General features: G+C 71.4%; 12 protein-coding genes. 9 read left to right on the top strand and 3 right to left on the bottom strand.

The genetic code is table 11. The features are described from left to right. Nucleotides 1–335, top strand: a 335-nt coding sequence (locus tag VN520_RS33060) for a hypothetical protein (protein ID WP_325750632.1), incomplete at its 5' end; no start/stop codon positions are given. On the opposite strand, the gene VN520_RS33065 is transcribed toward VN520_RS33060, so the two are convergent. Further along, nucleotides 328–1,476: an 8-amino-7-oxononanoate synthase gene (locus VN520_RS33065; RefSeq protein ID WP_325750633.1), complete on the bottom strand. Its 1,149-nt coding sequence runs from the start codon at nt 1,474–1,476 to the stop codon at nt 328–330. The two genes, VN520_RS33060 and VN520_RS33065, sit on opposite strands and share 8 nt — an antisense overlap. 142 nt (nt 1,477–1,618) lie before the next feature. Between VN520_RS33065 and bioB the strand changes: the two genes are divergently transcribed. From bioB to VN520_RS33085, 4 genes are all read left to right on the top strand, one after another. After that, a complete protein-coding gene (gene bioB, locus VN520_RS33070; protein WP_325750641.1) occupies nt 1,619–2,782 on the top strand; it encodes a biotin synthase BioB in 1,164 nt (387 codons plus the stop codon). Continuing rightward, nucleotides 2,775–4,079: an adenosylmethionine--8-amino-7-oxononanoate transaminase gene (locus VN520_RS33075; RefSeq protein WP_325750634.1), complete on the top strand. Its 1,305-nt coding sequence runs from the start codon at nt 2,775–2,777 to the stop codon at nt 4,077–4,079. Before bioB ends, VN520_RS33075 begins: the two co-directional genes overlap by 8 nt. Nucleotide 4,080: 1 nt before the next feature. After that, nucleotides 4,081–4,770, top strand: a complete 690-nt coding sequence (gene bioD / locus VN520_RS33080; protein WP_325750635.1) for a dethiobiotin synthase — start codon at nt 4,081–4,083, stop codon at nt 4,768–4,770. Nucleotides 4,771–4,926: 156 nt separating this feature from the next. Continuing rightward, nucleotides 4,927–5,550 carry a class I SAM-dependent methyltransferase gene (locus VN520_RS33085; RefSeq protein ID WP_325750642.1) on the top strand — a complete coding sequence of 208 codons (624 nt, stop codon included), beginning with the start codon at nt 4,927–4,929 and terminating at the stop codon, nt 5,548–5,550. A 10-nt stretch (nt 5,551–5,560) separates the two neighbouring features. Here the strand turns inward: VN520_RS33085 and VN520_RS33090 are convergent, their stop codons facing one another. Both VN520_RS33090 and VN520_RS33095 read right to left on the bottom strand, forming a co-directional pair. Then, the gene (locus tag VN520_RS33090) at nt 5,561–5,932 is read right to left on the bottom strand and encodes a fic family toxin-antitoxin system, toxin component (RefSeq protein WP_325750636.1); all 372 of its coding nucleotides are present in this window, start codon (nt 5,930–5,932) and stop codon (nt 5,561–5,563) included. Beyond that, nucleotides 5,929–6,156 (bottom strand): hypothetical protein, encoded by a 228-nt coding sequence (locus tag VN520_RS33095; protein WP_030921856.1) that lies wholly within the window; start codon nt 6,154–6,156, stop codon nt 5,929–5,931. Before VN520_RS33095 ends, VN520_RS33090 begins: the two co-directional genes overlap by 4 nt. Before the next feature lie 188 nt (nt 6,157–6,344). On the opposite strand from VN520_RS33095, the gene VN520_RS33100 reads away from it, so the two are divergent. From VN520_RS33100 to VN520_RS33115, 4 genes are all read left to right on the top strand, one after another. Then, on the top strand, nt 6,345–6,764 hold the full coding sequence (locus VN520_RS33100; RefSeq protein WP_325750637.1) for a GNAT family N-acetyltransferase: 420 nt from the start codon (nt 6,345–6,347) through the stop codon (nt 6,762–6,764). Between the two features lie 208 nt (nt 6,765–6,972). After that, entirely contained in the window at nt 6,973–8,310 is a 1,338-nt protein-coding gene (locus tag VN520_RS33105) for a hemolysin family protein (protein WP_325750638.1), read from the top strand. Continuing rightward, nucleotides 8,307–9,326: a hemolysin family protein gene (locus VN520_RS33110; RefSeq protein ID WP_325750639.1), complete on the top strand. Its 1,020-nt coding sequence runs from the start codon at nt 8,307–8,309 to the stop codon at nt 9,324–9,326. The genes VN520_RS33105 and VN520_RS33110 overlap by 4 nt, the downstream gene beginning before the upstream one ends. A 169-nt stretch (nt 9,327–9,495) precedes the next feature. Beyond that, nucleotides 9,496–10,332 (top strand): SGNH/GDSL hydrolase family protein, encoded by an 837-nt coding sequence (locus VN520_RS33115; protein WP_325750640.1) that lies wholly within the window; start codon nt 9,496–9,498, stop codon nt 10,330–10,332. Nucleotides 10,333–10,509: the final 177 nt, after the last annotated feature.

Below are 10,509 nucleotides of genomic sequence, written 5' to 3' on the forward strand. Positions count from 1 at the left end.
GCGGCCGGAGCAGCCGGCCGCCGGCCGGGGCAGCGCACCAGCGGGCCACGGCCGGGGACCGGACGAGCGCGAGCAGTACGGCCACCGAGGCCGAGGGCGGGGTCCTGGCAGCGGTGGCCGGCCGTCGAGGGCGAGCGGAGGCGACCCGCTGGGGAGGAGCACGGACGCCCTGGGTTGATCGCGCTGGTCAGCAAGCCCTGTCGCAGCGGGTGTCCGGGCCGTCCGGGGCCTGGGACCTGGCACCTGGCACCTGGCACCTGGCACCTGGCACCACTCTTCCCGGCGACTGCGCGGACGCCCTTCGTCGCCGCTCGGGCGGCCGGCTGTTCAGCTGACCGGCAGGGGCGCCGTCGCGAGGACCGTATCCACGGCGGTGGCGATCTGATCCTGCGTGAGGTCCGCCCGGGCGGTCAGTCTCAGCCTGGAGATCCCGTCCGGCACCGACGGCGGCCTGAAGCAACCGACCGCGAGACCCGCGGCGCGGCAGTCGGCGGCCCAGCGCACCGCCGACTCCGCCGAGGGTGCCCGGACCGAGACGACGGCGGCATCGGGGCGCACCGCGGTCAGTCCGGCCGCCGTCAGCCGGGCGTACAGCTCGGCGGCTACGGCCCCGGCCCTCGCCGCGCGTCCGGGTTCACGGCGCAGCAGACGCAGAGCGCCGAGAGCCGCGCCGACGGCCGCCGGCGCGAGACCGGTGTCGAAGATGAACGTACGGGCCGTGTTCACCAGGTGGCTGATGACCCGGGCAGATCCGAGCACCGCTCCGCCCTGGCTGCCGAGGGACTTGGAGAGAGTGAGGGTGGCGACGATCCCCTCGCCGCCCGCGAGTCCGGCGGCCGCGAGCGCGCCGCGCCCGCCCGCGCCCAGGACGCCCAGTCCGTGAGCGTCGTCCACGAGGAGGGCCGCGCCCGCGTCGCGGCAGACCTCGCAGAGCCCGGCAAGCGGGGCGGCGTCACCGTCCACCGAGAAGACGGAGTCGGTCACGGCCAGCGCCCGGCCGTCGTGCGCGTGGAGCGCCTTTCGCACAGCCTCGGGGTCCGCGTGCGGAACGACGGTGGTGGCGGCACGGGAGAGCCGGCAGCCGTCGACGATCGAGGCGTGGTTGCCCGCGTCGGACACGATCAGCGAATCGCGGCCGGTCAGCGCCGTGAGTGCGGCGAGGTTGGCCGCGTAGCCGGAGGAGAACACCAGGGCCGCTTCGAATCCGCAGAACCCGGCGAGCTCGCGCTCCAGTTCGGCGTGCAGCACGGTGGACCCGGTGACGAGCCGCGAGCCGGTGGCGCCCGCGCCCCACGTCCGTGCCGCGTCGGCCGCTGCCGCGGTGACCTCGGGGTTCCGGCTCAGCCCCAGGTAGTCGTTGCTCGCGAGGTCCAGCAGTTCCGTCCCGGCGGGGCGGGGACGCAACGTCCGGACGAGTCCGGCGTCGGCGCGCCGCCGGGCCTCGTCGTCGATCCAGCCGAACGGGTCGTAGGCCATGAGCAAGTCCTTTTGTAGGCAGCTCACAGACCCTAACCGGGCGCGCAACGGGCCAGGGTGTGGCAATACACACAGCATCGACCGGCTCTGCTGTCCGGTTCCTCCTTGGCCGATGGTGGTGCCGTACGTCAGGATCAACGCCATGGACCTGCTGAACACGCTGGTGGAAAAGGGGCTGCGGCGCGAACTGCCGACCCGTGACGAAGCGCTCGCCGTGCTGGCGACCTCCGACGACGAACTGCTCGACGTGGTGGCCGCGGCCGGGAAGGTGCGCCGCCAGTGGTTCGGCAGGCGCGTCAAGCTCAACTATCTGGTGAATCTGAAGTCCGGGCTGTGCCCCGAGGACTGCTCGTACTGCTCGCAGCGGCTCGGCTCCAAGGCCGAGATCCTCAAGTACACCTGGCTGAAGCCGGACGAGGCGAAGAAGGCCGCAGCCGCCGGGGTGGCCGGCGGCGCCAAGCGGGTGTGCCTGGTGGCCAGCGGCCGGGGGCCGACCGACCGCGACGTCGACCGGGTCTCGCGGACGATCGAGGCCATCAAGGAACAGCACGAGGACGTCGAGGTGTGTGCCTGCCTCGGCCTGCTGTCGGAGGGTCAGGCCGACCGTCTGCGGTCTGCGGGCGCCGATGCGTACAACCACAACCTCAACACCTCGGAGGGGACGTACGGGGACATCACGACCACGCACACCTACGCCGACCGGGTGGACACCGTCCAGCAGGCCCAGGCCGCCGGGCTTTCGGCGTGCTCGGGTCTGATCGCGGGCATGGGTGAGACCGACGCCGACCTGGTGGACGTCGTCTTCTCGCTGCGTGAGCTGGACCCCGACTCGGTGCCGGTGAACTTCCTCATCCCCATGGAGGGGACTCCGCTCGCGAAGGACTGGCACCTCACTCCGCAGCGGTGCCTGCGCATCCTCGCGATGGTCAGGTTCGTGTGCCCGGACGTCGAGGTGCGGCTCGCGGGCGGCCGTGAGGTCCATCTGCGTTCGATGCAGCCGCTCGCACTGCACCTGGTCAACTCCATCTTCCTGGGCGACTACCTGACCAGTGAGGGCCAGGCCGGTCAGACCGATCTCGACATGATCGCGGACGCCGGTTTCGAGGTCGAGGGAGCAGCCACCAAGACCCTCCCCGGGCACCGCGCTCCGGAGGCCGGCGGCTGCGGTGCGCACGAGGGCGGCTGCGCTCCGTGCGGTGACACCGCCGAGGCCGCTCCGGAACCGTCCGAGGGCCTCGCGGCGCGTACCGACCTGGTGGCGGTCCGCCGTCGCGGCGCCGGGACGGACCTCGCGCCCAATGCCTGAACCGCTCCGCCCCGCAGAACTCCTCGCCCTGGACCGGGCCCACGTCTGGCACCCCTACGGTCCGATGCCGGGCCGGCAGGAACCGCTGGTCGTGGAGTCCGCGTCAGGGGTGCGCCTCCGGCTCGCCGAGCCCGCCCACGGGCACCGCGAGGTGGTGGACGGCATGTCCTCCTGGTGGTCGGCTGTCCACGGCTACAACCATCCGGTGCTGAACGAGGCCGCCCGCGGTCAGCTGGACCGCATGAGCCATGTGATGTTCGGCGGGCTCACGCATGAGCCCGCCGTCCGGCTGGCGACCCGGCTGGTCGAGATCACGCCGGAACCGCTGCGGCACGTCTTCCTCGCCGATTCGGGGTCGGTCTCGGTCGAGGTCGCCGTGAAGATGTGCCTCCAGTACTGGCGTTCGGCGGGGCGGCCCGCCAAGCACCGGCTGCTGACCTGGCGTGGCGGGTACCACGGGGACACCTGGCAGCCCATGTCGGTGTGTGACCCCGAGGGCGGGATGCACGAGCTGTGGTCGGGGTCCCTCCCCCGGCAGATCTTCGCGGACGCCCCTCCGGACGGTTTCGGCGCCGAGCCGGACGAGGCGTACGTGAGGCACCTGCGCGAGCTGATCGCCGTTCATGCCGATGAGCTGGCAGCGGTGATCGTGGAGCCCGTGGTGCAGGGGGCGGGCGGCATGCGCTTCCACTCCCCCGCGTATCTGCGGGTGCTCCGTGAGGCGTGCGACGCGAACGACGTGCTCCTGGTGTTCGACGAGATCGCGACGGGCTTCGGCCGGACCGGACAGCTGTTCGCGGCGGGGCACGCCGGGGTGTCACCGGATGTCATGTGCGTCGGCAAGGCGCTGACCGGTGGCTATCTGACGCTGGCGGCGACGCTGTGCACCTCGCGGGTGGCCGAGGGCATTTCGAGCGGCGACGTTCCCGTGCTGGCGCACGGGCCGCCCTTCATGGGTAATCCGCTGGCCTCGGCGGTGGCCTGCGCGTCGGTGGATCTTCTGCTGGGCCAGGACTGGGAGCTGGAGGTGAAGCGGATCGGCACGGGGCTGCGGCAGGGTCTGGCCGAGGCCGTCGGCGTGCCCGGCGTACGTGATGTCCGGGTGCTGGGCGCGATCGGGGTCGTACAGCTGGATCACGAGGTGGACATGGCAGCCGCGACACGGGCCGCGGTCCGCGAGGGCGTGTGGCTTCGGCCGTTCCGCGATCTCGTGTACACGATGCCGCCCTATGTGACCGGTGACGACGATGTGGCACGGATCTGCCGGGCCGTGTGCGCGGCGGCGAAGGAGGGCTGAGATGACGATCCTCGTGGTGACCGGGACCGGCACCGAGATCGGTAAGACGATCGTGACCGCGGCGGTGGCGGCCGCCTTCCACGACCGCCGTGTCGCGGTCCTCAAGCCCGCCCAGACGGGCCTCGCCCCAGGGGAGCCGGGGGACGCCGCCGAAGTGGCACGGCTGGCCGGCGCCCATGTGACCGCGGTCGAACTGGCCCGCTTCCCGGAGCCGTTGGCGCCCGAGACAGCGGCTCGCCGAGCGGGGCTCCCGTACGTGCGTCCGTACGAGATCGCCGAGTCCGTCCAGAAGCTGGAGACGGAGCACGACCTGGTGCTGGTCGAGGGCGCGGGCGGGCTCCTCGTCCGCTACGACGAGCAGGGGGCCACGCTCGCGGACGCCGCTCGCCTGCTGGGGGCGCCCGTGCTGGTGGTGACGCCCGCGGGGCTGGGAACACTCAACGCCACCGCGCTGACGGCGGAGGCACTGCGGACGCGAGGGCTCACGTGCTCCGGAGTGGTGGTGGGGAGCATGCCGGCCGAGCCCGACCTGGCCTCGCGGTGCAACCTCGACGACCTTCCGGTCGCGGCGGGCGCCCCGCTGCTCGGCGCTGTGCCGGCCGGAGCGGGCTCGTTGCTCCCGGCCGACTTCCGGGCGCGGGCGGCGAGCTGGCTGGCTCCGGAGATCGGTGGGAACCGCCCTGCCGGATGAGCGGCCGAGCGGCGCCGGTCCGTAAAGGGGAGAATCCAAGGAGAGCAGTGTGCACGTGCCCTCCGAAGGAGGCCCGCTCATGCGTCGGCGCAGCACATCTGTCCCTGCCCCCGGGACGCGGTGCACCATCCGGTGTTCGCCCGCTTCTACGCCCGGATGAGCGTGACCGCCGACCTGAAGGGCGGCGTGGCGGCACATCGTGACGAGCTCCTCAGCGGTCTTTCCGGCCGCGTCATCGAGATCGGCGCCGGTAACGGCCTCGACTTCGCGCACTACCCGGGGGCGGTGTCCGAAGTGGTGGCGATCGAGCCGGAGCGCGGCCTGCGGCAGCTGGCAGCCGATTCGGCGCTGCGCGCGGAGGTGCCGGTCGATGTGGTGCCGGGCACCGCTGAGGCGCTGCCGGTCAGGAGCGAGGCGTTCGACGCGGCGGTGGCCTCGCTGGTCCTGTGCACCGTACGGGATCTGCCCCGGGCGCTGGCGGAGATCAAGCAGGTGCTGCGGCCGGGCGGTGAGCTGCGTTTCTTCGAACACACCCTGGCCGCCGACGGAGCGCTGGCGACGGCCCGGCGGGCGGTGGACCGCACCTTCTGGCCCCTGCTGTTCGGAGGCTGTCACACGGCGAGGAACACCGTCGCAGCCATCGGGGAGGCGGGCTTCGAGCTGGGGGTCCACCGGAGTTTCCGGATTCCCGAGCGGGGCGTCCAGCTGCCCAGCTCCCCATGTGTCCTCGGCGTGGCACGCCGGTCCGCCGTGGTGGGCCCGCCGGCCGGTACGGACTGAGGGGCCCCGGTCACAGGCTCCACCCGCGCAGCTCCTCGGCGATGGCCCGGACGTCGGCCTTGCCCTCCTTCACCAGCCTGGCCAGATCACGCACCTGCTCGGGAGAGGTGATGACCTTCAGGCCCGAAGCGACGAGGTAGCCGTAGGCGACGGCGGACGCGAACATCGCGTTGGAGTGTTCGAGGGCGGGCACGTGGAGGAGCAGCTGCAGCATGGCGGCCGCCCGGGAGTGCGGGTCGCTGTAGACGGGGCTGCCGAAGATCTCCGCTTCGTGCCGGCTGACAGCGGCGACGAGCGCACCCCAGTCGACGACCTGCGGATCACCGGGCGTCTTGTGCTCGGCGACCATGAGCAGCCAGGAGAGGTCGATCTGCAGGTTCAACGGGTCCCTTTGCGCTCCGGGCCGAACTCCTCGGCGAACACCGACTCGTACTGCTTCATGAAGTCGGCCGCGGCCTCGACGAAGGTATGTCCCACCTCGCCCGCATCCTGCTTGACGAGCTCCTCTATGTAACGGTTCACGCTCATCCCCCGTTGCAGGGCGCGCTGCCGCGCCGCCTCGGCGGTGGCCTCGTCCACTCGGACGTTCAGCTGAGTCTTGGGCACGCCCTCAAAGCTAGCGCGAGTCCGCTAGCACCCGCAAGGGGAGCGGACGGCGCACCGGGAGCTCCCGGATTCCACTGCGGTCACGCCCCTCGGACGCGGTCACAGGCACGCCCAGGACCTCGGTCCACCGGCGGCGCGGCGCCGGAAACCGTTCGCCCCTCCCTCGATCGTTCTGGTTGGCTCGGGTCATGACTGATCTTGATATCCGCTGTGCCGCGCCGTCGGACGTCGATGCCGTGCTCCGGTTCTGGCGCGAGGCCGCGGAAGGCACCAGCATCACCGACGACCACGACGGAGTGACACGGCTCATCTCACGGGACTCCGGGGCCCTGCTCCTCGCGGAACGCGACGGCCGGATCACCGGGACCGTCATAGCCGGCTTCGACGGGTGGCGATGCTCCGCGTACCGGCTCGCCGTGCACCCCGACTTCCGCCGGCAGGGCGTCGCCACCGCGCTGATGGACGCGGCGGAACGAAGATTCCTCGCGCTGGGCGGGCGGCGGATCGACGCCATGGTCCTGGAGTCCAACGACCGGGCGCACCGGACATGGGGCGCGGCTGGCTACCATCGCGAGGACCACTGGCGGCGCTGGGTCAAGTCCCTGTGACCACGACCGACGCCGCCGAGGGGCTGTGACCAGCCGCAATCCCTCTGCCGTACAGGGCATTTTGCCGATCCTTTACTATGGATCCTCAATCGTCCGACCCAATGGAAAGGTGTGAGCGTCCGCCCATGGGCGAGCCTCCCAGTAGTCGATACCGCCGACATCGAGCGAACCTCCTGCCCCTGCCCGATCATGGGACGGAGGTGAACCGATGACCGAACTGCTCCTGCTCCTCGTGGCGGTACTGCTCTGCCTCGCCTGCGGCGCCTTCGTGGCGGCCGAGTTCTCCCTGACCACCGTGGAGCGCGGCGAGCTCGAACGCGCCGTCGAGCGGGGGGACCGGGGTGCGGCGGGAGCTCTCAAGGCCGTACGCAGCCTCACCTACCAGCTCTCCGGTGCACAGCTCGGCATCACCGTCACCAACCTGATCGTGGGCATGCTCTCCGAGCCGTCCATCGCCAAGCTGATCCGCGGCCCGGTGGAAGCGGTCGGGCTGTCTCCCGGTGTGTCCTCCTCACTGTCACTCGTGCTCGGCACCGCGCTGTCCACCGTGGTCCTGATGGTGGTCGGTGAACTCGTCCCGAAGAACTGGGCGATCTCCTCCCCCCTGACCGTCGCGCGGGCCGTCGCCGCACCGCAGCGCGCGTTCACGGCGGTCTTCCGTCCCTTCATCAGCCACCTCAACAACACCGCCAACCGGATCGTGCGGCGCTTCGGCCTCGAACCGGCCGAGGAGCTGGCCTCGGCGCGCAGCCCGCAGGAGCTGGTGGCCCTGGCACGCCACTCCGCGAAGGAAGGCGCGCTGGAGGCGGACACCGCCGAACTGTTCGTGCGTACCCTCAGCCTGTCCGAACTGACCGCGGAGAACGTGATGACCCCCCGCGTCCAGGTCACCGCCCTGGAGGTGCAGGCGACCGCCGAGGACGTCGCGAACGCCACCCGGGCGACCGGTCTCTCCCGCTTCCCCGTCTACCGGGGCAGTCTGGACACGGTCGTCGGCGTCGCCCACATCAAGGACGTGCTGGCCGTTCCGGCGGACCAACGGCCCCGTAAACGGGTGTCGGACATGCTGCGCGAACCGCTGCTGGTACCGGAGACGCTCACCGTCGACCGCCTGCTGGACCGGCTCTCCGGAAAGCTGGCCATGGCGGTCGTGATCGACGAGTACGGCGGCACGGCGGGAGTCGTGACGCTGGAGGACATCGTGGAGGAAGTCGTCGGCGAGGTGCGGGACGAGCACGATCCGCACGAGACCCCCGACCTGGCGGCCGCGGGTGAGGACGCGGACGGGCGCACCCTGTGGTCCGCCGACGGAGCGGCCCGCACGGACCAGCTCCGCACCATCGGGCTGCGGGTACCGGACGGACCGTACGAGACACTGGCCGGCCTGATCGCCACAGAGGTCGGCCGCATCCCGGTGGTCGGCGACACCGTCGAGCTCGGGGGCTGGCGGATCGACGTGGTGGACGCTTCGGGGCATCGCGCCGCGCGTGCGCTGCTGCACGCCCCGCTGCCCGGCAGCGACGAGCCGACGGAGGACGAACGATGATCGCCGTCCAGCTCTTCATCGGCTTTCTGACCCTGATCGTCAACGCCTTCTTCGTCGGCGCGGAATTCGCTCTGATCTCCGTACGCCGCAGTCAGATCGAGCCCGAGGCCGAGGCCGGGAACCGGCGGGCCCGCAGCGTCATCTGGGGCCTCGAACACGTGTCGGCGCTCCTTGCGGCGGCACAGCTGGGCATCACGCTCTGCACACTGGTGCTGGGTGTCGTCGCCGAACCCGCCATCGCCCATCTGCTGGAACCCGTCTTCGACTCGGTGGGGGTGCCGCACGGGCTGGTGCATCCGATCTCGTTCGTCATCGCCCTGACCGTGGCGACGTATCTGCACATGCTGCTGGGCGAGATGGTGCCGAAGAACATCGCACTGGCCGAGCCCGCCCGCACCGCCCTGCTGCTCGGGCCGCCCCTCGTGGCTCTCGCCAGGGCGCTGAAGCCGGTGATCTTCGCGATCAACGCCTTCGCGAACACTCTGCTCAAGCTGCTGCGGGTGGAGACCAAGGACGAGGTCTCCGCGACCTTCTCCGACGACGAACTGGCGCGCCTCGTCAAGGACGCCGAGGACTCCGGGCTGGTCGACGACCGCTCGGCGGACCGTCTGCGCCACGCACTGGAACTGGGCCGCCGCCCGGTCCAGGACGTACTGCTTCCGGTCGACCGGGTGCTGTACACCAGGGTCGGCACGACCCCGGAGGAACTGGAGCGGCTCTCCCACGAGTCCGGCTTCTCCCGCTTCCCGGTGATGGACAGCGAGCAGCGCATCATCGGCTACCTCCACGTGAAGGACGCCCTGGACGCCGCACCGCGCGATGTGCCGTTCCCGGTGACGGCTCTGCGGCCGATCGCCCGGGTACGCGCGGTGACACCGCTGGACGACGTGCTGACCGCGCTGCGGCGCAGTCGTACGCATCTGGCCGCCGTACTCGACGAGAACGGCCGGCTGGCGGGCATGATCACGATGGAGGACGTGCTGCGTGAGCTGGTGGGGAGGCACCAGGCCCGCTGACGTCGGCGCCCGGCGACGGGCACGGGGAGGGGCACGGCCGCGGCCGCGCCCCTCTTCGGCATTCCGGCGGCACGTGCGCGTGCCTCCCCGCCGCCCCTGGCTCCACGCGGCTGCCGCTCTCCCGCCGCCCTCCGCCGCAGGCCGCGGTCACGGTACGATCGGCAGCGCCATGGAATTGAATGCTTCCTACACCAGTCTCGTCGCGGTCGGCGACTCGTTCACCGAGGGCATGTCGGATCTGCTGCCCGACGGTTCGTACCGCGGCTGGGCCGACGTCCTCGCCGCCCGCCTCGCGCTCCGTACGCCCGGGTTCCGGTACGCCAATCTCGCCGTACGGGGGAAGCTCATCGGCCAGATCGTGGACGAACAGGTCCCGATTGCCGCCGCCCTGCAGCCGGATGTGATCACGCTTGTCGGAGGGCTCAACGACACCCTGCGGCCCAAGTGCGACATGGGAATGGTCCGTGGCCGCCTGGAGGAGGCGGTGGAGCGTCTCGCACCGTCGTGCAAGACGCTGGTGCTGATGCGCAGCCCAGGCCGGAACGGTCCGGTCATGGAACGTTTCCGTCCGCGCATGGAAGAGCTGTTCTCCCTCGTCGATGATCTGGCCGAGCGCCATGGTGCGCTGGTGGCCGACCTGTACGGCGCGCCGTCGCTCGGCGATCCGCGGATGTGGGACGTCGATCGGCTGCACCTGACGGCCGAGGGACACCGCAGGGTCGCGGAGGCGGTCTGGCAGACGCTGGGGCTGCCCGCGGAGAGTGACTGGCAGAAGCCGATGCCGGTCTCCGCGCCCGCGCGGTGGGTACAGCGGCGGGTCGACGACGTCCGCTTCGCCCGGCAGCATCTGATGCCCTGGATCGGGCGACGCCTCACCGGGCGTTCGTCCGGCGACGGCCGGGCCGGCGCACAGTTCGACACCGGGCTGGGGAAGGCGTTCTGGATCACCCCTGAGGACGCGGTGGCCCCCGGGCCGGTGACAGGCTGGCGCCGGCTGGACGGCTGACCACCCCGCACCGCGCCGCCCGGCACCGCGAGAAGGCCGAGAGCGACAGCCGCATCATCGATGGCCTGTCCGCACCGACCAGAACCGATGATGGTCATCGCCGAGCAACTCAGGAATTGTGGACGTCCCTGCGCGTGGACGGCGGCCTTCCGCGCCCTGGCGCTGCCCCCCGCAGGA

Source organism: Streptomyces sp., from assembly GCF_035563135.1.
Taxonomy (GTDB): Bacteria; Actinomycetota; Actinomycetes; order Streptomycetales; family Streptomycetaceae; genus Streptomyces.

Bases quoted from the DNA above. Each gene is read 5' to 3' on its own strand.
- VN520_RS33065 (WP_325750633.1), bottom strand. From the start codon at position 1,476: ATGGCCTACGACCCGTTCGGCTGGATCGACGACGAGGCCCGGCGGCGC.
- bioB (WP_325750641.1), top strand. From the start codon at position 1,619: ATGGACCTGCTGAACACGCTGGTGGAAAAGGGGCTGCGGCGCGAACTG.
- VN520_RS33075 (WP_325750634.1), top strand. From the start codon at position 2,775: ATGCCTGAACCGCTCCGCCCCGCAGAACTCCTCGCCCTGGACCGGGCC.
- bioD (WP_325750635.1), top strand. From the start codon at position 4,081: ATGACGATCCTCGTGGTGACCGGGACCGGCACCGAGATCGGTAAGACG.
- VN520_RS33085 (WP_325750642.1), top strand. From the start codon at position 4,927: ATGAGCGTGACCGCCGACCTGAAGGGCGGCGTGGCGGCACATCGTGAC.
- VN520_RS33100 (WP_325750637.1), top strand. From the start codon at position 6,345: ATGACTGATCTTGATATCCGCTGTGCCGCGCCGTCGGACGTCGATGCC.
- VN520_RS33105 (WP_325750638.1), top strand. From the start codon at position 6,973: ATGACCGAACTGCTCCTGCTCCTCGTGGCGGTACTGCTCTGCCTCGCC.
- VN520_RS33110 (WP_325750639.1), top strand. From the start codon at position 8,307: ATGATCGCCGTCCAGCTCTTCATCGGCTTTCTGACCCTGATCGTCAAC.
- VN520_RS33115 (WP_325750640.1), top strand. From the start codon at position 9,496: ATGGAATTGAATGCTTCCTACACCAGTCTCGTCGCGGTCGGCGACTCG.